The 23700-nt window shown below is 37.4% G+C and carries 19 protein-coding genes; 12 read left to right on the top strand and 7 right to left on the bottom strand.

Features of this window, described 5'->3' with window-relative positions:
• Positions 1–459 precede the first annotated feature (459 nt).
• The 7 genes from ACFIJJ_RS04175 to ACFIJJ_RS04145 all read left to right on the top strand — a co-directional run bounded on the left by ACFIJJ_RS04175 (position 460) and on the right by ACFIJJ_RS04145 (position 9307).
• Positions 460–1746 (top strand): RsmB/NOP family class I SAM-dependent RNA methyltransferase, encoded by a 1287-nt coding sequence (locus tag ACFIJJ_RS04175; protein WP_375646021.1) that lies wholly within the window; start codon positions 460–462, stop codon positions 1744–1746.
• 132 nt (positions 1747–1878) lie between these two features.
• Complete coding sequence (gene guaA, locus ACFIJJ_RS04170; RefSeq protein ID WP_375646043.1) at positions 1879–3435, top strand: glutamine-hydrolyzing GMP synthase; 1557 nt, start codon at positions 1879–1881, stop codon at positions 3433–3435.
• A gap of 169 nt (positions 3436–3604) precedes the next feature.
• On the top strand, positions 3605–4327 hold the full coding sequence (locus tag ACFIJJ_RS04165; protein ID WP_375646019.1) for a glycerophosphodiester phosphodiesterase: 723 nt from the start codon (positions 3605–3607) through the stop codon (positions 4325–4327).
• Positions 4328–5081: 754 nt separating this feature from the next.
• Positions 5082–6416: a sn-glycerol-3-phosphate ABC transporter substrate-binding protein UgpB gene (gene ugpB / locus ACFIJJ_RS04160; protein ID WP_375622979.1), complete on the top strand. Its 1335-nt coding sequence runs from the start codon at positions 5082–5084 to the stop codon at positions 6414–6416.
• A 95-nt stretch (positions 6417–6511) separates the two neighbouring features.
• Positions 6512–7396, top strand: coding sequence for a sn-glycerol-3-phosphate ABC transporter permease UgpA (gene ugpA / locus ACFIJJ_RS04155; protein WP_375622981.1), 885 nt, complete (start codon positions 6512–6514; stop codon positions 7394–7396).
• Positions 7397–7406: 10 nt separating this feature from the next.
• Positions 7407–8258 (top strand): sn-glycerol-3-phosphate ABC transporter permease UgpE, encoded by an 852-nt coding sequence (ugpE, locus tag ACFIJJ_RS04150; protein WP_375646016.1) that lies wholly within the window; start codon positions 7407–7409, stop codon positions 8256–8258.
• A gap of 2 nt (positions 8259–8260) precedes the next feature.
• Positions 8261–9307 (top strand): sn-glycerol-3-phosphate import ATP-binding protein UgpC, encoded by a 1047-nt coding sequence (locus ACFIJJ_RS04145; protein WP_375646015.1) that lies wholly within the window; start codon positions 8261–8263, stop codon positions 9305–9307.
• Positions 9308–9919: 612 nt separating this feature from the next.
• Here ACFIJJ_RS04145 and ACFIJJ_RS04140 read toward each other — a convergent pair.
• The 3 genes from ACFIJJ_RS04140 to ACFIJJ_RS04130 are packed head-to-tail and all read right to left on the bottom strand — an operon-like array spanning position 9920 to position 12470.
• Positions 9920–10834 carry a metal ABC transporter solute-binding protein, Zn/Mn family gene (locus ACFIJJ_RS04140; RefSeq protein ID WP_375646013.1) on the bottom strand — a complete coding sequence of 305 codons (915 nt, stop codon included), beginning with the start codon at positions 10832–10834 and terminating at the stop codon, positions 9920–9922.
• 10 nt (positions 10835–10844) lie between these two features.
• Positions 10845–11714 (bottom strand): metal ABC transporter permease, encoded by an 870-nt coding sequence (locus tag ACFIJJ_RS04135; protein WP_375622989.1) that lies wholly within the window; start codon positions 11712–11714, stop codon positions 10845–10847.
• Between the two features lie 3 nt (positions 11715–11717).
• Complete coding sequence (locus ACFIJJ_RS04130; RefSeq protein ID WP_375646010.1) at positions 11718–12470, bottom strand: ABC transporter ATP-binding protein; 753 nt, start codon at positions 12468–12470, stop codon at positions 11718–11720.
• Positions 12471–13151: 681 nt separating this feature from the next.
• Between ACFIJJ_RS04130 and nrdH the strand changes: the two genes are divergently transcribed.
• From nrdH to nrdF, 4 genes are read left to right on the top strand one after another with little or no spacing between them, the layout of a single operon-like run.
• A complete protein-coding gene (gene nrdH, locus ACFIJJ_RS04125; RefSeq protein WP_005774163.1) occupies positions 13152–13376 on the top strand; it encodes a glutaredoxin-like protein NrdH in 225 nt (74 codons plus the stop codon).
• The gene (gene nrdI / locus ACFIJJ_RS04120; protein ID WP_375646008.1) at positions 13376–13774 is read left to right on the top strand and encodes a class Ib ribonucleoside-diphosphate reductase assembly flavoprotein NrdI; all 399 of its coding nucleotides are present in this window, start codon (positions 13376–13378) and stop codon (positions 13772–13774) included. The genes nrdH and nrdI overlap by 1 nt, the downstream gene beginning before the upstream one ends.
• The gene (gene nrdE / locus ACFIJJ_RS04115; RefSeq protein WP_375646006.1) at positions 13756–15906 is read left to right on the top strand and encodes a class 1b ribonucleoside-diphosphate reductase subunit alpha; all 2151 of its coding nucleotides are present in this window, start codon (positions 13756–13758) and stop codon (positions 15904–15906) included. The genes nrdI and nrdE overlap by 19 nt, the downstream gene beginning before the upstream one ends.
• A gap of 11 nt (positions 15907–15917) precedes the next feature.
• On the top strand, positions 15918–16892 hold the full coding sequence (nrdF, locus tag ACFIJJ_RS04110) for a class 1b ribonucleoside-diphosphate reductase subunit beta (protein ID WP_375622996.1): 975 nt from the start codon (positions 15918–15920) through the stop codon (positions 16890–16892).
• Here the strand turns inward: nrdF and prmC are convergent.
• The 4 genes from prmC to secA all read right to left on the bottom strand — a co-directional run bounded on the left by prmC (position 16889) and on the right by secA (position 22196).
• A complete protein-coding gene (gene prmC / locus ACFIJJ_RS04105; protein WP_375646005.1) occupies positions 16889–17755 on the bottom strand; it encodes a peptide chain release factor N(5)-glutamine methyltransferase in 867 nt (288 codons plus the stop codon). The genes nrdF and prmC overlap by 4 nt on opposite strands.
• Positions 17752–18828, bottom strand: coding sequence for a peptide chain release factor 1 (gene prfA / locus ACFIJJ_RS04100; protein WP_375646003.1), 1077 nt, complete (start codon positions 18826–18828; stop codon positions 17752–17754). Before prfA ends, prmC begins: the two co-directional genes overlap by 4 nt.
• Positions 18829–19042: 214 nt before the next feature.
• Entirely contained in the window at positions 19043–19540 is a 498-nt protein-coding gene (locus ACFIJJ_RS04095) for a Fur family transcriptional regulator (protein WP_375623002.1), read from the bottom strand.
• The gene (gene secA / locus ACFIJJ_RS04090) at positions 19479–22196 is read right to left on the bottom strand and encodes a preprotein translocase subunit SecA (RefSeq protein WP_375646001.1); all 2718 of its coding nucleotides are present in this window, start codon (positions 22194–22196) and stop codon (positions 19479–19481) included. The genes ACFIJJ_RS04095 and secA overlap by 62 nt, the downstream gene beginning before the upstream one ends.
• Before the next feature lie 434 nt (positions 22197–22630).
• Between secA and ACFIJJ_RS04085 the strand changes: the two genes are divergently transcribed.
• Positions 22631–23584, top strand: a complete 954-nt coding sequence (locus ACFIJJ_RS04085; protein ID WP_375645999.1) for a peptidylprolyl isomerase — start codon at positions 22631–22633, stop codon at positions 23582–23584.
• The last annotated feature ends 116 nt before the right edge of the window (positions 23585–23700 follow it).

Genomic DNA, 23700 nt, shown 5'->3' with positions numbered 1-23700 from the left:
ATGCCAAATAGTGGTTCCAAGCATTTTCTAAAAAGTTAATTTTTTGTTAAACGTAAGATGAACTTGTTTAATTTTATGAGAATATTTTTTCTATTTTTTAGAAGGATATCCATACAAAGATGGGAGATATTTTTTTCTGTTGTTCAGACAATTCTCGTAAATTATTTTACGCAAATAATTAAAGAGTTTGTTTTTTTCGTAATGCATGGAGGAAATAAGTTCTTTATGGATGGCTACGTATCTTTTAACATAAGAGGTAGAAGGATAAAAAGCGACTGGGCAGAAGATAAAGGGAAAAATCTAGATACTCTAAATTAGATTTTATAAAAAAGTATGGTCAAATCATTTTAATATTGAATATAAATTTTTGATGGCTTTGAGAAGGTTTCATTGGCAAGAAGGAGGTAATATTATTTTTTTAGATGATTTAAAATTTTATTATTTTAATGGGAGAAATGAATGCGATTAGGTGGGCGTTTGCAAGCGGCAATAGATGTTCTCAAAGAGATAGAAATTAGGTATCGCCCAGTAGGAGAAGCTTTAAAAGATTGGGGTCTTTCTCATCGCTTTGCTGGAGCAGGTGATCGCGCAGCCATTGGTACAATCGTTTATGATGTTTTAAGACGACGATATTCTTTACAATGGCGTATGGAGAGTGATGATATCCGAGATATCGTTTTTGGTGCTTTATTAGATTCTGGAAAAATGACGCTGGAGCAAATTGACGGTGAGTTGGCCGAAGATCGGTTTGCTCCGCAGTTATTAGGGGTTAAACAGCGTAAATCATGGCAAGGTCAGCAATTAGTGGATGCTCCAGACTATATTCGTGGTGATATTCCGCAATGGTGTCAAGCGCATCTGCGTCCTTTATTTGGTGATAATTGGATCACTGAAGCGGCTGCGTTAGCAACGCGTCCTTCTTTAGACCTACGGGTAAATAACCTAAAGGCAACACCAGAAAAGGTGCTGAAAGAATTAGCAAAAACCAAACTTAAATCTTTTCCATGGTTTAGACAAGCTTTAAGAATTGCACCGATTGAAAAGTTTAATCGTCATCCCAATGTTCAAGTGGAACCAGCTTTTCAAAAAGGACACTTTGAAATACAGGATTTAGGATCTCAAATTGTTGCTCACCTTGTGGAAGCGCAAGAGGGCATGCAGGTATTAGATTATTGTGCAGGTGCTGGGGGCAAAACATTAGCTTTAGCTTCCGATATGAACAATCGTGGGCAAATTTATGCTTATGATTTTGATAAAGTGCGCCTAGCTCCTATTTTTGATCGTCTTCGACGTGCTGGTGTTCGTAATGTACAAACACGAGCACAAAAAGAAGAATTGAAGCCATTAATAGGCCAGATGGATAGAGTTCTACTAGATGCACCATGTAGTGGGACAGGAACATGGCGTCGTCGTCCAGATGCGAAATGGCGTTTAACATTAGAACAAGTGAAACAACGCCAAACAGAACAGAGGGCTATTTTGAATGAAGCGATAGCTTATCTTAAGCCAAATGGGCGCTTAATCTATATTACCTGTTCTCTTTTTACAGATGAAAATGAGGAACAAATTTCCCATTTTCTTCAACAACATTCTCATTTTTCTCCAATAGATATGCCAGCGCTTTGGCAAAAACATTTTAGTTTTTCTCCTGTGCAACCAGTTTTTTCAAATTATGGACTTACTTTGTCGCCGGCCACAACACAAACAGATGGGTTCTTTTTATCTGTGTTGCAAAAAAAACATTGATCCATATTTTTGCACTTTTTATCATAAACTTTACGAGAATAATCTTTTTCTTAAGAAAACAGGCTTGTGAAAAGAGAAAGATTGAATCATAACTCTCATGAGTTTTCTTTTACAATTGTTGATTGGTTTTCTATGAGCATATCACATCCAGACACTGTTCTTATTATTGACTTTGGTTCACAAGTTACACAACTTATTGCACGACGGGTGCGAGCAATGGGGGTATACTGTGAAATTGTTCCTTTTCAATTAGCTTTAGAAGCTATTAGACGGATCAATCCTAAAGCTATTGTTTTATCAGGGAGTCCTTATTCCGTTATTGATGAGGGCTCTCCGCGTGCTCCAATGGAAATTTTTGAGGCGGGTATTCCGATTCTGGGTATTTGCTATGGTGAACAAGTCATGTGTGTTCAGCTTGGAGGAAAGGTTGAAGTTGGGCATGAGCGTGAATTTGGGCGTGCTTTTTTGGAAGTGCAAGAAGAGAGTGCCCTTTTTGATGGAGTGTGGAAAAAAGGTTCTCGTTATCAAGTATGGATGAGCCATGGTGACCGTGTGGCAGCTTTACCAGAAGGTTTTCGTGTCATAGGAACCTCAAAAGGAGCTCCCTATGCGGCTATTGCGGATGAAAAAAGACATTTTTATGCGGTACAGTTTCATCCTGAAGTTATCCATACACACAATGGTACAAAACTTTTGCAAAATTTTGTTCATAAGATCTCTGCTATTAAAGGCAATTGGTCAATGGCTTCTTATCGTGAGCAGGCAATTGCTACGATACGACAAAAAGTTGGGAAAAGTCGTGTGATTTGTGGTCTTTCAGGGGGAGTGGATTCATCTGTTGTAGCGGTACTCCTTCACGAAGCCATAGGAGATCAACTGACATGCATCTTGGTAGATCATGGATTGATGCGTAAGAATGAGGCTCAGGAGGTTCTTACATTATTCCGTGATCACTATAATATAGAGCTTATTCACGTTAATGCTGCTGATGTGTTTCTTAATGCTTTAGAAGGTGAGATAGATCCAGAAAAAAAACGCAAAACAATTGGTCGTCTTTTTATTGAAGTTTTTGAAGAAGAAACGAAAAAAATAGGAGGTGCAGAGTTTTTAGCACAAGGAACACTTTATCCAGATGTTATTGAGAGTGTATCTGCTATTGGGGAATCGGTAACCATTAAAAGCCATCATAATGTGGGAGGGTTACCAGAACAGATGAATATGAAGCTTGTAGAACCGTTGCGTGAACTCTTTAAGGATGAGGTTCGCTCGCTAGGGCGAGAGTTAGGGCTACCGGAGCAATTTATTGGTCGCCATCCTTTTCCAGGTCCCGGCCTTGCAATTCGGTGTCCAGGTGCTGTAACACGTGAAAAATTAGAAATTTTACGCGAAGCAGATGCTATCTATCTTGAGGAAATCCGTAAAGCTGGTCTTTATGATGAAATTTGGCAAGCTTTTGCTGTTCTTCTTCCTGTTCAAACTGTTGGCGTGATGGGGGATGGTCGCACTTATGAATTTGTTTGTGCTCTTCGCGCTGTCACATCTGTAGATGGAATGACTGCGGATTTTTATCCTTATGATATGGCATTTTTAAGTAAGACAGCAGCACGTATTATTAACGAAGTTAGAGGAATTAATCGTGTTGTGTATGATGTAACCTCCAAGCCTCCTGGTACCATTGAATGGGAATAATTGAAATGAAGGATAAGCCTTTTTCAGAATAAAATATGACTGAGGGTTTGATATTCAGAAAAATGTAGAAAAAATCTTTAAAAATGATTGTGCATTTTCATGTGATATAAGTCTTTATCTGAAAATCTGTACGTCAATATATTGAAAAGTGAGAAGTATGAAATTTTGCATGTCTGAGAAAAAAATTGTTGCACATCGTGGTGGAGCTCATCTTTATCCTGAAAATACTCTTTCTGCATTTAATAATGCCATAGCGTTAGGTGTTGATGAAGTTGAATGTGATGTTCACTTACTGAAAAGCGGTGAGGTGGTTGTCTTTCACGATTTTTATCTAGAGCAATTGGTTGGCAAAAAGGGATATATTCACGACATCGATAATGAAACACGCAAACAACTCTGCGTGAAAGGAAGCCGAGAAGCACCTCCTTTATTAGAAGAGGTGCTTGATCTTCTAGCGCCAACGAATGTTGCGTTACATCTTGAAATCAAAACATGTGGTGAAGTGGAGCGTGAAACAATATTATCCCAAAAAGCGCTTGCGCTCATAAAAAGCCGCAATTTAACAGAACGGGTTTCTGCAATTAGTTTTGATCCTTTTATCCTTCGTCCTTTTATTGAAGCAGGAATACCATCTGGTCCATGTGTTGATAATTTTGAAGGTGATATGGACCGTCATTTTTCTGAATGGAAACAATTGGGATATTCTGATCTCAGTTTAAATGGTTCTATTGTTTCACAGAACTTTATTGAATCAGCTCTTGGGGCTGGTTTTACTGTAGGAGTATGGACGATCAACGGAAAAGCTCGGTTATCACATTGGCTTGATATGCCTGTACATTATATTACGACAGATCAACCTGATCTTGCATTGAAATTGCGAGCACAAAGGTAAAAAATATATATTTTATAAAAGAAACTCCTGTACCTTCATAAAGCTAGTATGATGGAAAAAATATCTAATATATAACAATAATACATTGATTTATAATGCTAATTAATAGTTTTTTCATATAAATAAGAGACCTTAATACGTCAGTTTCTCTTATTTCAAATATTTTTACAATGAATCAATCAAAATCATTCGTTTTCACATCACAAGCAGGGTTGGTGTGTGGATAAAAAATTATTGAGAAAAGAATAAAAATATTCATTTAACGTATTTCAAATGCAAGACTTGTTGAAGCGTGAGGGTCTCATATGATGATGTTCTTTTGCACTTTTATGAAGTGTAAAATGATGGCATACAAAAAGTCTTAGACACTTTAGTGGAGAGGCTTTATGGCTTATTTTATAGGAGCTATCATGAAATGTAGAGGTATTGAAAGATTTTTTAACAGCATGGAAATTGGTAATACAGTGTCATTTTGTTTTGCGTGAGGGGTGTGATCTCGTTACAGGGAAAGAGACTATTAGGCGCTCAAAATGATTTTTTTAATTTTAAGAGAAATTCTATTTGTCTCTTCGTTAATACATAAGAAAGCTTATAAAAGAAAATGAATAAATTTAAACAAATTCATTTGACCTTTTGGTGGTTCCTGTTTAAATGAGAGAATATGTTTCTGAAATAAAACTGTCATAGCATGTTCATGTGTAATACTATAAATTTAGGGGTAGTTTGTATTCCATCACTTCAGAAAGGGTGAACCATGAGTCGTTTTTATCTTTCCATAGCGGCCACGGTTGCTATCATAATGTCTACAGCGGGGGTGACAGCAAGTTTTGCACAGACAAAAATCAGCTTTTGGCATTCTATGAGTGGTGAATTAGGAAAGCAAACTGAAAGTCTTATTAACGATTTTAATGCGAGTCAGTCTGAATATAAAGTTATTTCTTCATATCGCGGTGAGTATGAAGAGGGTTTGATTTCACTCATTGCAGCATTTCGTGGAAAGAAACAGCCAGTGCTCGCTCAAATTTATGACGTTGGTACTGGAACTATGATGGCAGCAAAAGGCGCAATCTATCCATTTTATCAACTTATGGCTGATACAAAACAAGAGTTCGATTCTACAGATTATTTTCCTGCTATTAGTGGCTATTACTCCGATGAACAGGGGCGTATGGTTTCTATGCCATTCAATATTTCAACACCAATCCTTTATTATAACAAAGATATCTTTAAAAAAGCAGGGCTTGATCCAGAACAGCCTCCTAAAACGTGGCAAGATATAGAAGATTTTTCCAAAAAAATTCTTGAGACTAAAGCGGCAACGTGTGGTTTTACAATGACTTATGCCGCTCAATGGATTGGTATAGAAAACTTTTCAGCGTTGCATAATGTTCCTTTTGGAACGAAGGAAAATGGCTTTAAAGGATTTGATTCAGAACTTACATTTAATGGACCTTTACAAGTACATATGTGGACTGACCTAAAAAAGTGGTCTGATCAAGGTATTTTCCGCTATGGTGGTCCTGCTGGCGCATTAGATTCAACACCAATGTTTATGGCACAAAATTGTGCAATTTTAATGCAATCTTCAGGATCATATGCTGGAATTGTTTCTGAAGCTCAGTTTAATGTGGGGGTTGGTATGCTACCGTACTATAAGGATGTAGAAGGAGCACCGCAAAATTCAGTTATTGGGGGAGCTTCTATTTGGACGTTTAAGGGCCATACCGCAAAGGAATATGCGGGGGCAGCCGCTTTTCTTAAATTTCTTTCAAAAACAGAAAATCAAGCAAGATGGCATCAGGAGACAGGTTATCTTCCAACCACAAAAGCAACTTATGAATTGAGCAAAAAACAACATTTCTATGAGAAAACGCCAGGTGCCGATATAGCTATCAAGCAGATCAATCTTAATCCACCAACAGTTAACTCAAAAGGGATAAGATTTGGTAATTTACCACAAATCCGTGCCATTCTTGATCAAGAGTTGGAAGCTGTTCTTAGTGGTTCAAAAACACCGAAAGATGGTTTAGATGAGACCGTTAAACGTGGAAATAAACTTTTGCGTGAATTTGAAAAATCTAATCATTAATTTCGTTTTATTGTTAAACATTAAAGACTCAACAAAAACAGTTGAGTCCTTTTTGTTTGTCTTTTTAAAGTCTCTACATTTAAAGAGCCCTACGAATGCAAGAAAAACATGCATATTTTAAAAATAGTCTCCTTTCTTACGGATTGCTTTTTCCTCAGCTTCTTGTGACTTTTTTGTTTTTCTTTTGGCCTGCTGCTCAAGCAATAAAATCATCTTTTGAGCGTGAAGACCCTTTTGGCTTTACAGCAACCTTTATTGGTTTTGAAAATTATCTAACCGTTCTTTCTGATCCTGCTTATCTGCAATCACTTCTTACAACCGCAGTATTTTCCATCTCAGTTACTGTCGTATCAATGACAATATCGCTTCTTTTAGCTGTCTGTGTTGATCGTGTCATCTGTGCAAAAAAGGCTTATACAATGCTTTTGCTTTGGCCCTATGCTGTTGCTCCAGTATTGGCAGGTATATTATGGTTGTTTATCTTTCATCCCACTATTGGGATTATCCCTTTTCTTCTCGAAAAAATAGGGGTTTTATGGAATTATCGTATTAATGGCAATCAAGCGATGCTTCTTATTGTCATTGCGGCTAGCTGGAAACAGATTTCTTACAATTTTCTCTTTTTTCTTACAGGTCTTCAGTCCGTTCCGCGTTCTCAAATAGAAGCCGCAGCTATTGATGGTGCTGGTCCCTTTAAACGATTTTGGACGGTGGTCTTTCCGCAAATTTCACCAACGACATTTTTTCTTCTTATCGTTAATGTCAATTATGTTATGTTTGATACTTTTGGTATCATTGATAGCACAACTTCTGGAGGTCCTGCGCGTGCAACGAGCATCCTCGTCTATAAAGTATATGATGATGGCTTTAGAAATCAAATAATCGGTGCATCGGCAGTACAATCAACACTATTGATGTTGATGGTTATTGTCTTAACGTTTATCCAATTTCGCTGGATTGAGCGTCGTGTACAATATTAGGAAATAAGTTATGGTTGAAAATCGCCCTGTTTTGAAATTTCTAACCCATATAACGCTTATTGTTGGTATTATCATTATTTGCTTTCCAGTTTATGTTGCTATCATTGCATCAACTCATAGTTCAGCAGCATTTAACTCAGGAACACTTCCTCTTTTGCCTGGGAAGTATGCTCTGGAAAATTATAAAACAATCTTTGGTGATGGCCTTGCACAGCTGGGTTTGCCCAACCTCTGGCCACTCTTAATGAATTCACTCATTATGGCTCTTGGGATTAGTATTGGAAAAATTATTATTTCACTTTTGTCTGCTTATGCAATTGTTTACATGCGTTTTCCCTTCCGAAAAACTGCTTTTGTTCTTATTTTTGTTACATTGATGCTCCCTGTCGAAGTTCGTATTCTTCCAACCTATGAGATTGTTGCGAAATTGGGGATGGTTAACACTTATAGTGGAATGATTATTCCACTTATTGCATCTGCAACTGCTACATTTTTATTTCGCCAGTTTTTTTTGACTGTTCCAGATGAACTCTTAGAGGCGGCACGTGTTGATGGTGCAGGTCCAGTTAAATTTTTTAAGGATATTCTTCTTCCTCTTAGTAAAAGCAATATCGCTGCTTTATTTATCATTATGTTCATTTATGGATGGATACAATATCTCTGGCCTCTTATCATCACAACGGATCAAAATCATCAAACGATCCTTATTATTTTAAAACAGCTTATTGTCGAATCACTTCAACATGATCCTCAATGGAATATACTCATGGCAGTATCGGTTGTTGCCATGGTTCCCCCTGTTCTTGTTGTTATCTTCATGCAGCGGCTTTTTATCAAAGGCCTTATTGAAACGGAGAAGTAATTGTGGCCATAATCCAGTTATCAAATATAAAAAAACAGTATGACAACGGCATTCTGGTCATTGATGATTTAAACTTAACTATTGCCGATAAAGAACTTCTTGTTCTTGTTGGTCCTTCAGGGTGTGGAAAATCAACCTTATTACGTATTATTGCAGGGCTTGAACAAGTTACCTCAGGTGAACTACGTATTGATAACGAACGTATCAATGATCGTGAACCCGCTGATCGTGATGTTGCTATGGTTTTTCAAAATTATGCTCTTTATCCCCATATGACAGTTCGTGGAAATTTAGAATATGGTCTTAAAAATCGAAAAACCCCTAAAGAAGAAATTAAAAAACGTATCGCACATGCTGCAAAACTTTTGGAAATAGAACCATTTCTTGATCGTAAACCACGACAATTATCAGGAGGACAACGCCAGCGTGTAGCAATGGGGCGTGTGATTGTACGTCAACCCCGTGTTTTTCTCTTTGATGAACCTCTTTCAAATCTTGATGCAAAATTACGGGCACAAATGTGTATTGAGATAAAAACACTACAGCGTTCATTAGGAACAACCAGCCTCTATGTTACCCATGATCAACTAGAAGCTATGACATTAGCTGATAGAATAGTCGTTTTGAATAAAGGAGCTATCGAGCAAATTGGAACACCAATGGAAATTTACGATACTCCAGCAACAACATTTGTTGCTGATTTTATTGGTTCTCCTCCTATGAATTTTCTTGATCGCCATGTCTTAGAACAACATTTTGGGCATTCATTTACTTATAGCGAAGAAACAGATCTTTTAGCCTTCAGACCTGAGATAATCTTATTGGGCGAACATCCAGATAAAGGACCAGTCTTTCACACAAAAATTGAGCTTATCAAGCCTATTGGAACAGGTTGCCATGTTTTAACGCGTTGGAATGGTATCATCTTTACGATTGAAATAAAAGAGCGCTTGACACACGACTATGGTCAAAAACTAAGTTTCACTGTTGCTCATCAGAATTTTCATACTTTTAATAAAAACACAGGAAAGCGCACAAATAATAAGTAAGCATTAATTGATGTGATACGACTCTCTTTTATGCTGCGTCATGATAATGTTGTGTTTTGACTTTCTCGATTACATTCACAAAATCAGAGTATAACCGATGAGATTAAAAATAAAATTTTAAAAGTTTTGGTAATGGTCCATTGTCACATGATGTTGAGAATATTCGAAACACTCATATAATGAAATCTTGCACTTTTATGGTCTATAAGAAGGATATTATTTTCAAACATCAAACATAATAAAGTTCTTTTCATTGTAGAAAAACATCAAGAGATAATAACCATTTATTAACCATATTTCTTCTCATTTAGAAAGGTACTTTATCAATAAAAAACAATCTATTATTATATATTTCCTGATGTAATAATTTATGTATCTTATAAAGAATGAATAAGAAAAATAGAGAGAGAAAATTATTCATAGATGATGGCACTATGCACCTTATATCTTAACTTTGATCCATTTTAGCATCTATAGGGTATAAATTTTTTCTGTAAAATCAACTTTGTTTTATATCATTGTCACCAATCATGAGGATTGAGTATTATTGGTAACATAATCATAGATCTATGATTTTATGAATTTTTTCTTCTCTCTTTCGTAGAAGATTTTTTAAGGTTTCGTGATAGCATCAATGATGGTATTTACATTATGTTCCATCATATCGAGATAAGTTGCTGCAGGGCCATTTTTGTTTGACAATGCATCAGAATAAAGTGTTCCACCAATTGTTAAACCTGTTTCTTTTGCAATCTGTTTTATGAGACGGGGATTAGAGATATTTTCAACGAATAGGGCAGCTGCTTTATTCGCTTTAATTTGTTTGATAAGCTTGGCTACATCGGCTGCGGTTGCTTCAGCTTCTGTTGAAGCACTTTGAGGGGCAAGGATAGTAAAACCATATTCCTTGGCAAAATAGCCAAAGGCATCATGAGATGTGATAATGATACGTTTATCTTTAGGAATGGCAGCAATTTTTGTTTTCAGGGTATCTTGTGCTATTTTAAGTTTTTGAATGTAGGTTTCGGCATTTTTTTTGTAGCTGGTACAGGATTGTGGATCGATTTTACAAAAAGCAGCAGCGATATTCTTCACATAGATTTCGACATTGGGAATTGTTTGCCAAGCGTGTGGATCAATAACGCTGTGATGATGGGCATCATGTTCTTGTTTTTTCATTTCGAGAGGGGGTATATTATCACTAACTTTGACAAGAAGTGCTTTTGTACCGCTTGCTGTGATGAGGCGGTCAATGAACCCCTCTAAATGAAGTCCGTTGATGAAAATAATTTGAGCATTTCTAAGAGCTTGAGCATCATGAGGAGTAGGTTCATAAGTGTGGGTATTCGCATTGGGACCTACAAAAGTGGTCATAGAGATATGGTTGTCTCCTACATTTTTTACGAGATCTGCGAGAATGGAAAAGCTCGCAACAACTTTTATTTTATTGTGTGCAGAAGCAGAAAATGGAGAAAGGGCAAGCAATAAAGCTCCAAGAAGAGCAAATTTTTGAGCAAACTTAGGCACATTTTTTTCCTTAAAGTGAGGAGGTATAGAAGAGGTGGGGAAACCATGTTACAATAAAGCCACGTGGGCTTATCAAACAGGAAACAAGATAAATAAATCCTGCGGCCATGATGATAGCTGGGCCGGAGGGAAGTGAAAGATGAAAAGAAAGCAGGAGACCACATACGCTAGAAATGATTCCAAAAAGAGTGGAAAGCGCGCAAATAGGGCCTAGCCGTGAAAACCAAAAACGGGCTGTAATGGCTGGAATCATCATAATGCCAACGGAGAGTAATGTTCCTAGTGATTGAAAGCCTCCAACCAGATTCAACACCACAAGTCCAAGCAATGAAATATGAATATATTTACTCAATGGAGAGAGTGATTTAAAAAAGAGGGGGTCAAAGCTTTCTAAAACGAGTGCACGCCAAAAAATACAAAGGCTGCAGAGTGTAATCAGCATTATAGTAGTGATTAACCAAAGGGCTTGTGCATCAAGTGCAAGAACCGATCCGAATAAGAGATGAAGCAACTCAATTGTTGAGTCTTTCAGTGAGATAATAATAACACCTGACGCGAGTGCAATAAGATAAAAGACGGTCATTGATGCATCTTCTTTCTGAAAGCTGTTTCGTGAAATCAAAATGGTTGCTAAAGCAACAATAATACCAGCGAAGATGCCACCAAGAGTCATAGATATGAGGGAAAAACCACAAATCAGAAAAGCAGTTGCAACACCAGGAAGAATGGCATGAGAAATAGCATCTCCTGTCAAGCTCATTCCACGGAGCATCAAAAATACACCAACAGGACAAGCGCTAATAGACAGGAAAATAGAACCGATAAGGGCGTTTTGCATAAATTGGAAATCAACAAAGGGGGCAAGAAAAAATGCATACACGTCTTATAACCTAAGAAAGAGAGGATCATTGATGGGAAGATTTTGTTTTTGTGCGCTAATAGGGAAAGAATTGGATGTGAGAGATGGCATAACGTGATGAATGGTGTTGTTTAAAAACTGTGTTGTTTCTCCATAAAAGGCGTTTTGTTGATCAATTTGAATCATTTGGGGGAAAAATTCTTGCACGATGAGAGGGTTATGGAGTGCGGTGAGAATTGTGCGTCCTTGCTGTTGCCAGCATGTAATCAGTGCAAGAAGATCTTTTTGGGTATTATGATCTACACCATTGAAAGGTTCATCAAGCAAAATAATATTGGCATCTTGTACAATGATACGTGCAAAAAGAGCGCGTTGCAATTGCCCGCCTGATAATGTTTCAAGCGAACGGGGTGCGAGTTCTGTAAGCCCAACCATTTTAAGAGCATTTTGAATCTTAGAATCATAAGGGCGCTGGTTTTTCCATAATCCACAAAAAGACCACAATCCTGTTTTTACAAGCGTTTTCACATCAATTGGAAATGTTTGATCTACATCACATTGCTGAGCAAGATAAGCAATGCGGCTTTTTTTTGGTTTTGTAATTTTTCCTTTAAGAGGTTTAATCAATCCGGCGATGGCTTTTAGCAGTGTTGATTTTCCAGCGCCATTATCACCTGTTATTGCAACCAATGAACCAGCTTTTAACTTTGCTGAAAAGTTCTTTATTGCTATTCTATTCCTATAGCCTAATGTTGTCTTATTGAAGTGCAGATCCATATTTTTTACCATCATTGCTTATTATTTGGGAAACTATGTAATAATATAACGTTTGTCAACAAAATGTTATATTATTACATAGTTTTGAGTACTGAAAATTTTAGTGTGAAGATCGTGGAAAATTAAAAATAATAATTGAATTCACCTTGACGAAAGAGAGAGAGTATATACTATATATAGTATCAAAATGATTGGTGATTCTAAATAAGCACAAGAGAGGGTGTTAGTGTGTTTCGTTTGGTATCTAAGTTATTTCCATTATTGTAAAGAGTTTATTGGCCAAAGGTATAGCAGTATTTTTACTGAAGAATCTCTTTTGGAAGGATTCCCTTTCGTTTTTGTAATTGATTTTTGCCGTAAAAGAGTAAAACAGAGCTCTTGAAAAACGGTGGTTTAGAACGTTAGTTTTTTAGACAGCAGGAGGGAATTGTAATGCAAACAAAAGATTGTTTTATAACTAGGGGGCTTTGCCATTTAAGTTGTAGAATAATCGCTTATTCTCATCATAGTTTTTGAAGTTATTTGATGAGGAATTCTGTTATGTTCAGGAAGCAGTGTATTATTTGAAAATAACCACATGTTTTGCGTACAATTTCTGTTTTTTGTTATTCTTGAGTACCTATAAAATTATTAGATTGACCTTTCAGGGTTGATTGTTTGGAATTGTGAAAGTTGAAGAAAATGTCGATCACTATTTATAGCAAACCATCTTGTGTCCAATGTGATGCTACACGCCGCGCTTTTGATGCAAAAGGCATTCATTATCGTGTTGTTGATATTTCTTGTGATGAACAAGCATACAGTTTTGTTCAATCTCTGGGGTATCGTCAGGTTCCTGTCGTTGTTTGTGGTGAAAATCATTGGTCTGGTTTTAGACCAGATATGATTAGTGGTCTTTGTGCTTAATGGGGCTTATTGTTTATTATTCGAGTGCAACGGGTAATACAGAACATTTTGTCTCGCAGCTTGGTCAACGACTCTTCAAAATTGATAAAAGAAAGCCTTCTGCATTGGTTGGTGAACCTTATGTATTGGTTGTTCCTACATATGCAGATGGCGAAGGAAGAGGGGCCGTGCCGAAAGCCGTTGTCCAGTTTCTTGATGAAGCTGAGAACCGAAAATTAATTTGTGGTGTTATTGGCGGTGGGAATCGTAATTTTGGTCGCTATTATAATTTAGCAAGTAAAATTATTGCTGAAAAATGTTGTGTACCTTGCCTTTATCGTTTTGAGCTGCGTGGAACTGATGAAGACGTTATTTATGTAAAAAAGGGATTGGAAAGATTTTGGAAACAATTGGTATAGGACAATCGCAGAAATCGGATCAGATTACAGATTATCATGCGTTGAATGCAATGCTTAATCTTTATGATGAAAATGGTCATATTCAATTTGATATGGATCGGCTTGCTGCACGGCAATATTTTCTTCAGCATGTTAATCAAAATACAGTTTTTTTTCATAACCTGAAGGAAAAAATAGATTACTTAATAGAAGAAGGTTATTATGAAAAAGCTTTATTTGAGCTTTATGATTTTTCTTTTATTAAAAAGCTTTTTAAACGTGCTTATGCATTTAAGTTTCGTTTTCCTACCTTTTTAGGCGCATTTAAGTACTATACCAGCTATACACTGAAGACTTTTGATGGGAAACGTTATCTTGAACGTTATGAAGATCGTGTCTGTCTTGTGGCTTTATATTTGGCACAAGGGAATAAAGCTCTTGCTGAAAGTTTTGTGGATGAAATTATTACAGGACGTTTTCAACCGGCAACACCGACATTTTTAAATGCTGGGAAAAAACAACGAGGTGAATTGGTTTCGTGTTTTTTGCTACGTGTTGAAGATAATATGGAATCGATAGGTCGTGCGGTTAATTCGGCTTTGCAGCTTTCAAAACGTGGTGGAGGTGTGGCGCTTTGTTTAACGAATTTGCGGGAAGCTGGAGCGCCAATTAAGCAAATAGAAAATCAGTCCTCAGGTGTTTTACCAGTGATGAAACTTTTGGAAGATTCTTTTTCTTACGCCAATCAGCTTGGGGCACGTCAGGGGGCTGGAGCTGTTTATTTGCATGCTCATCATTTAGATATTATGAAGTTTTTGGATACAAAGCGTGAAAATGCTGATGAAAAAGTTAGAATTAAAACGCTTTCGCTTGGTGTTGTTATTCCTGATATTACTTTTGAGCTTGCACGGAATAATGAGGATATGTATCTCTTCTCATCGTATGACATCGAGCGTGTGACAGGTAAGCCCTTTAGCGATATTTCTTTAACGGAGCATTATCGTTCTTTTGTTGATAATGCAAAGATTCGTAAAAAGAAAATAAGTGCACGCGTTTTTTTCCAGACATTAGCGGAAATTCAATTTGAGTCGGGCTATCCCTATATTTTATTTGAGGATACTGCTAATCGATCGAATCCGATAGCTGGGCGCATAAGTATGAGCAATTTATGTTCAGAAATTTTGCAGGTGAGTGAGGCGAGTGAACTGGAGACAGATTTAACTTATCGCACGATTGGAAGTGATATATCCTGTAATCTTGGATCCATGAATATTGCCAAAGCAATGGAAAGTCCTGATTTTGGACAGACCGTGGAATCTGCTGTTCGCGCTCTGACTGCTGTTTCGGATATGAGCAATATTGATTGTGTGCCTTCCATTGCGAAAGGCAATGCTGAAAGTCATGCGATTGGTTTGGGACAAATGAATTTGCATGGGTTTCTAGCGCGTGAGCAGATCTATTATGGGTCTCCAGAAGCGATTGATTTTACCAATATCTATTTTTATATTGTGACATATCACGCCATACGTGCTTCCAATTTAATTGCGCGCGAACGTCAAGAAATGTTTGCAGGGTTTGAAAAATCAGCTTATGCAGATGGACGTTTTTTCGAGAAATATATTGAAAGAGAATGGAAACCGCAATTTGCGCTTGTGCAAGAGCTTTTTGAGCGGAACAATATTGTTATTCCAAGTCAAAAGGATTGGCAGGAACTCAAGGATTTAGTTGTTGAGTACGGGCTTTATAATCGCAATCTACAGGCAGTTCCTCCCACGGGATCTATCTCCTATATTAATCATGCCACTTCCTCTATTCATCCGATTGCTTCAAAAATCGAAATTCGCAAAGAGGGAAAAATTGGGCGCGTTTATTATCCCGCTCCTTATATGGATAATACGAATTTGAATTTTTACCAAGATGCTTATGAGATTGGCCCTGAAAAAATTATAGATACCTATGCTGCGGCAACACAGCATGTTGATCAAGGTCTTTCATTAACATTATTTTTTCCTGATACGGCTACTACACGTGATATTAATCGCGCACAAATTTATGCCTGGAAAAAGGGGATAAAAAGTATTTACTATGTACGATTACGGCAAGTAGCATTGAGTGGAACAGAAGTAGATGGCTGTGTTTCGTGTAGTTTATAGGAGATCATCGTATGACCAAGATTACAACCAAAAATCCTGTTGTGTGTGCTGTTAATTGGAATAGATTACATGATGAGAAAGATCTTGAAGTATGGAACCGCTTAACTGGAAATTTTTGGTTGCCTGAAAAGGTTCCGCTTTCCAATGATATTCCCTCATGGTCAAGCTTAACGGATGAAGAACGCAAGCTAACAATTCGTGTTTTTACAGGATTAACGCTTCTCGATACAATTCAAAATACTGTAGGAGCCATTTCACTGTTGGCTGATGCGATAACAGAGCATGAGGAGGCAGTTTTAACGAATATTGCATTTATGGAAGCGGTTCATGCACGTTCTTATTCCTCTATTTTTTCAACCCTTTGCTCGACGGTAGAAGTTGATGATGCATTTAGATGGTCGGAAGAAAATATTCATTTGCAGAAAAAGGCTAGATTAGTACTTGAACGTTATGAAGCAAATGATCCACTCAAGAAAAAAATTGCTTCTACTTTACTGGAAAGCTTTTTATTTTATTCTGGTTTTTATTTACCAATGTATTGGGCCAGCCGAGCTAAGTTAACCAATACAGCAGATCTCATTCGACTGATCATTCGTGATGAAGCTGTTCATGGTTATTATATAGGTTATAAATTCCAATTAGGCTTTGCAAAGCTTGATGAAGCCAAAAAGCAAGAAATTAAAGATTTTGCTTTTAACTTGCTCTTTGACCTTTATCATATCGAGTGCAAATATACTGAAGATCTTTATGATGCACTTGGATTGACGGAAGATGTTAAAATTTTTCTCCATTATAATGCAAACAAGGCTTTAATGAATTTGGGTTTTGAAGCTCTTTTCCCACCTGAGGTTTGTCATGTTAACCCCGCTATTTTGGCAGCTTTATCACCAAACTCTGACGAAAATCATGACTTTTTTTCAGGGGCTGGTTCTTCTTATGTCATTGGTAAGGCGGTTGCTACTACGGATGATGATTGGGAATTTTAATATTTGCATGTAAACAGAAGAGCGCGAGGTATCCCACAGAGATCTTTGCGCACTTCTAAACATTGAAAACCATTTTTTTCAAACAGATTGCAAACTTCATTTTCTTGAGAGAAACCAATTTCAACAGCGACATAGCCGTTTTCTTTTAAGTGGTTGGCTGCTTCATGGGCGAGTTTTCGATAAAAATCAAGACCATCTTCCCCTCCTATCAGAGCGCGCAATGGATCATATAAGCGCACTTCTTTTGCAAGTTTTTTGATATCTTTTGCGGGAATATAAGGTGGATTGGAAATAATGAAATCAAAGCGATCTGCGACAGAATCAAACCAGTCGCTAAGAAGAGGTGTGAAGCGGTGTGCTACTTCAGCATTTTTTGCATTTTTTTTCGCTGTTTTAAGGGCATCTTCAGAAATATCGACTGCCACCGCATAGGATTGGGGAATTTGTTTAAGGAGTGCAATGGCAATGGCGCCACTTCCTGTTCCCATATCAAGGAATGTTGTTCTTCTTGAATTTTCGACCTGTTTTTGGAGAAAAGGGAGAACAAGATCTATCAGCGTTTCTGTATCAGGGCGTGGTTCTAACGTCTCTTGAGACAATGTAAAAGATATACCATAAAATTCTCGTGCTCCTATAATACGGTAGACGGGTTCGCCTGCAATACGCCGTTGTAAAGCTTGTTCTATTTGTATAATATGCTCAGAAGATAGATGCATATCTGGTTGAGAAATTCTTTCAGCAGCATTTATTCCTGTTATCCATTCAACGAGTATTTTCGCATCGAGATTGGCTTCAGCAATTCCTTTCGTGCGCAATTTTTCTTGCATTTGCTGGATGACATTCTTGAAAGAATATTTACTCAATTATTATCCATTTCCATCAGCAGTGTTGTTTGATGATCTGAGATGAGTGCATGAATAAGCTCATCAAGATCTCCCTCTAGAATGCGATCAAGCTTATACAAGGTTAGATTAATACGGTGATCCGTGACGCGTCCTTGTGGAAAATTATAGGTACGAATACGTTCTGAACGATCACCAGAACCAACTTGACTTTTACGGGAAGCTGAACGTTCACTTTCCGCTTTTTGTCGTTCGATATCGAATAAGCGTGCCCGTAAAATTTGAAGGGCTCGTGCTCGGTTCTGATGTTGTGATTTTTCTGCTTGTACGACCATAATTCCTGTTGGAATATGCGTGATACGAACAGCTGAATCCGTTGTATTAACATGCTGTCCTCCTGCTCCAGATGCACGCATTGTGTCGATACGAATATCTTCAGGACGAACATCGATATCAATTTCTTCAGCCTCTGGAAGCACAGCAACGGTAGAAGCAGATGTATGGATACGTCCACCTGTCTCTGTTTCGGGGATACGTTGCACACGATGAACCCCTGATTCATATTTCAATTTAGAAAAGACTCCTTTTCCTGAAATGGTAGCAATAATCTCTTTATATCCACCAACTTCCCCCTCACTGATTGAAATAACCTCTACTTTCCAATTGTGAGCATGGGCATAACGTTCATACATGCGGAAAAGATCACCGGAAAAAAGTGCTGCTTCTGATCCACCCGTTCCTGCTCGAATTTCAACAATAGCGTTTTTTTCATCAGCAACATCTTTAGGCAAAAGCAGAATTTGGAGTTCTTTTTCAAATTGCTCTACTTTTTTATATAACGATGGTAGCTCTTCTTGGGCAAGATTACGCATCTCTATATCTGTTTGTTTATCGTTGATAATCGTTTCTAATTCTGTAATCTCTTCGTAAAGAGCATTTAATGCGCGTATAGAGGCAATAACGGGTTGTAGTTCTGCATATTCAGAAGCTAATTTGACATATGTTTCAGCATTTGGATTCGTCGTCATTTGGCTTTCAATTATTTCAAAGCGCTTTTCAAGCTGTCTCATACGATCTTGTGGCAAAGAAACCATGATAATATTGGCCTAATTTTTCATAATACAATTTTTATAGTATTTTGTTGCAATGATTTTTTGTTATAATATTGGCAATGAATTACCGCATAGCATCATACAAAAAGAGGTAATAAAGCAATTTTTTTTTTTTGCCAATGAAAACTATTATATTTTAAAGGTAAATTTTTATAAAATTTGATTTGCCAGAGGTCTTTTATCTAATGATATATAATCATTTTTTTAAGAGTTTTTTTCCGTAAAGCTCAAGGCGATGATTAATAATATCATAGCCAAGGGATTTTGCAATTTCCTCTTGCAGTTTTTCAATAACATCAGAATGAAACTCGATAACTTGTCCTGTTTCTATATCAATGAGATGATCATGATGTTGCCCATCTGCTTGTTCAAAACGAGATGGACCACCACTAAAAGTATGCCGATGGATTGTTCCATTTCCTTCTAATGTTTTCATGGTTCGATAAACCGTCGAGAGTGAAATACTCGAATCCACTTTGTTTGCACGCTGAAAAATTTCAAATGCATTGGGATGATCATTTGTATCATTCAAAATATCAAGAATAATACGTCGTTGGCGTGTTACTCTTAAACCAGCTGTGCGCAATTCTTGCTCATAATTTCGCTTTTTATTCATTTGCATAGTTTGCTTTTCAAACAAAGGTTCCATGACAGTGTTTGTATTTTTTCTCTGAACCGCAAGGACAACGCTCATTACGTCCAACTTTTCCCCATGTGGTTATATCATTAGGGTCACGATCTTGTGGATTAACAAATCTATTTTCTTGTGATCTTGCCCATAAGGTGGGACCATTTTCTTGACTTTGATCATTAAAGATAGAAGAAGCAGCATCAGTTTGCTCAGGCATGGTCGGTTCTGTGGAGTGTTGAATAATTTCAAAGCGCATAAGTTTAGAAGTGACAATTTTGCGCAAATTTTTCAACATACTTTGAAAGAGTTCAAAAGATTCTGTCTTATATTCATTGAGTGGATCCCGTTGAGCATAACCACGAAAACCAACAACAGAACGCAAATGATCTAGACTTACCAGATGTTCACGCCATAACGTGTCAATAGTTTCGAGCAATACTGCTTTGTGAAAATAAGCCATAACTTCTGGAGAGTAACGTTCAGTACGCTCATTTTCAAGTTTTGTAACAGCATCTGAGATACGCTCTAGAATTTGCTCTTCGGCAATTCCGTCTTCTTTTGCCCATTCTTCCACTGGAAGCTCAAGATTAAAGAGGTGTTGAAGCTCTTCTTCGAGAGTTTTTGCATCCCATTTTTCAGAATATGTCCCTGAAGGAATATAGGCCTCTACAAGATCCTCTACGACTTCATCGCGCATTTCATGGATCATTTCTGTTAAATCATCTGCGTTCATGACCTCCATACGCTGTTCAAAAATAACCTTGCGTTGATCATTCATGACATCATCATATTTTAGCAGATTTTTACGAATTTCAAAGTTTCGTGCTTCGACCTTTTTTTGTGCTTTTTCAAGGGCTTTATTAATCCATGGATGGATAATGGCTTCATTTTCTTTCAATCCAAGTTTTTGCAGCATACCATCCATACGGTTAGAGCCAAAGATACGCATAAGATCATCTTGAAGAGAGAGAAAGAATTTTGAGCGACCAGGATCACCTTGGCGACCAGAACGTCCACGAAGCTGGTTATCAATACGACGGCTTTCATGACGTTCAGTAGCGATAACATAAAGCCCTCCAGCTGCTAAAGCTTTTTCTTTAAGCTTCTGAACATCTTTTTTGATTTCTTCAATTTTAGCTGTGCGCTCTGGACCTTCAGGGATATCCTGTAACTCTTGCCGGATGCGCATTTCAACATTACCACCAAGCTGTATATCCGTACCGCGTCCCGCCATGTTGGTTGCGATGGTGAGAGCTCCAGGAACTCCTGCTTGCGCAATGATGTATGCTTCTTGCTCGTGATAGCGAGCATTTAAGACTCTAAAACCGGTAATGCCCTCTTTTCGCAAACGCTCTGCCAATTGTTCTGACTTTTCAATAGAGGTTGTTCCAACAAGAATAGGCTGTTCTTTTTCGTGTGCTTGACGGATATCACGCACAATTGCTCGATATTTCTCTTCTGCTGTTCGATAAATCTCATCATCTTCATCAATACGTTGTATTGGCAAATTTGTAGGGACTTCAACAACGTCAAGACCATAAATATTTCTGAATTCTTCGGCTTCTGTTGTTGCCGTTCCAGTCATGCCAGATAATTTTCTATACATACGGAAGTAATTTTGGAAAGTGATGGAAGCAAGTGTCTGGTTTTCTGGTTGAATAGCAACATGCTCTTTAGCTTCTAAAGCTTGATGAAGTCCTTCAGAATAACGTCGCCCAGGCATCATTCGCCCTGTAAATTCGTCAATAATAACGATTTCATCATTGCGAACAATGTAATCTTTATCGCGAGCAAACAGTTTATGGGCTTTTAGAGCATTATTGACATGATGAACGATAGCGACATTTTCTATGTCATAAAGACTTTCACCTTTAAGATGCCCAGCTTGTTCAAGCAGTTTTTCAATTTTTTCAGTACCAACTTCGGTAAAGGTCGTTGTTTTTTGTTTTTCGTCTATTTCATAGTCCTCTGGAGTTAAGGCAGGAATAAATGTATCAATAAGGTTATAGAAGTCAGTACGATCTTCTAGAGGACCAGAAATAATAAGGGGGGTACGGGCTTCATCAATAAGAATCGAATCAACTTCATCGACAATTGCGTAATGATGTCCACGTTGGACCATTTGACTACGATCGAAGGCCATATTATCCCGCAAATAATCAAAACCTAGTTCATTATTTGTGGCGTAGGTGATGTCGCATGCATAGGCCTCTCGGCGGGCATCACTATCAAGGTCATGAAGAATCACGCCCGTTGTAAGTCCTAGAAAACTAAAAATTTTTCCCATTGTTTCAGCATCACGACTAGCGAGATAATCGTTTACTGTCACAACATGAACGCCTTTACCCTCCAATGCATTGAGATAAATTGGTAGAGTTGCCATTAATGTTTTACCTTCACCTGTACGCATTTCAGCTATGCCACAGTCGTGAAGGACCATTCCACCAATAAGTTGTACGTCAAAAGGACGCATGTCATAAACACGTTTTGCGGCTTCACGAACAGTTGCGAAAGCTTCTGGTAAGAGCAAATCAACACTTTCACCTTCACGAAGACGTTTACGAAAGGCATCTGTTTTTTGGCAAAGCTGCTCATCACTTAATTTTACGAATTGTTCTTCCAAAGCATTAATTTGTGCAACTTTTTGGCGGAGTGCTTTGAGATGTCGCTCATGAGCAGAACCAAAAAACTTACGGGCAAAAACACCTAAACTGACCATCTCTGGCCCTTTCTTTTAATTGTTGTCACTCTTGTTGGGTAATTCATACGCTTTCCCCATACTCTACATTTTTTTCAAGTTATCTGATATCATTAGAGACATCATGAAATGCAGATGGTACCATTATACTTGCTGGTGTGCAATTTTCCACTTTAATTGTAAAGTAGAGATAAGAGGCTAAGCGCTCTATGTCAACTTTAAGTATGCTATTTAATTGATACAATACAAAGTAATTTAAGATACAATATGTCATTTTTCTCTATTATCATGTTTTTCATCTGCATTAGATAGGATTGGAGAAACTGAGATAAAAGGACAATTTTATACTTTTTTGAAATAAATTACCAATTTATTTCTCTATGTTTAAAGATTAAAGTGTTATGGTAAAGAAAATTGGAATCTTGAACCTGCCTTCATTTTTAAGGAGTATATTTATGAAATTTAACTTTATCACGCTGTTTTTAGCATCAACTTTATTGGCAAGTACAAGTTTAGGGGTGAAAGCCCAAGAAGGTTTGAATTCATCGTCGAATGATTTAAAGACTTTAGAGAAAGCTTCTGAAAAATCCGTTTCTCCTTCTCATATTATGGCGATTATTGATGGGAAAAATATTACAGCAGGCCAATTAGATGATTTAGCGCTTGAAATAAATCCTAATTTAGCACGTTTTCCTGATGAACAACGCCGTATGATGGTTCTAAAAGCTTATTTAGATATGCAGGCACTTGCAAAAGCAGCAAGAAGCAAAGGTCTTGATAAGACAGAAGCTTACGATAAACGTATGGCAGTCATGCGTGACAATGTTCTTCAGCAGCTTTATTTTAAACAGGCGATTGTTGACAAAATATCGGACACTGATTTGGAAGCTCTTTATAAGCAAGAAGTTGCGGCTTTACCTAAAGAGGATGAGGTTAAAGCGCGTCATATTTTGGTCAAAACGAGAAAAGAGGCAGAAGCTATCATTAAGCATTTGAATAAAGGCGAAAATTTTGAAGAGATTGCAAAGAAAAGTTCAACAGATGGTTCTGCTGCCGTTGGGGGTGATCTTGGTTATTTTAGCCATGGTCAAATGGTCAAGCCTTTTGAAGATGCAGCATTTGGTTTGAAAGTTGGCGAATACACGAAACAACCCGTTGAAAGTCCTTTTGGTTGGCATATTATTAAATTAGAAGATCGTCGTGTAAAACAACCGCCTGCATTTGATGATGTTAAAGAGATGTTGCGGACACAGCTGATAAAAAAGCGCTATCAAGAACTGATTGTTGATTTGCGTAGCAAGATAGATGTGAAATACCCTGATCCTAATGTTACAAAAATCATGGAATCGCTTCATCAAAATGGGACGCTACTTCCCGATGAGACATCCGATGAAGAAGATACGGAGTAGCTAGGAAAAATAGGTGGATAGCCTCTTTAATAGATAATTTGCTAGGTTAGTTTTGTTCAAAAAAACTAGCAGTTTTCTATGAGAGGTTATTGATCTGCAATCATTTCATTCGTTTT

It is taken from the genome of Bartonella sp. TT29SHDZB, assembly GCF_042193395.1.
Classification (GTDB): domain Bacteria; phylum Pseudomonadota; class Alphaproteobacteria; order Rhizobiales; family Rhizobiaceae; genus Bartonella.
The sequence above is the reverse complement of the archived record's forward strand: the minus strand, read 5'-3'. Positions and strand labels throughout refer to the sequence as shown.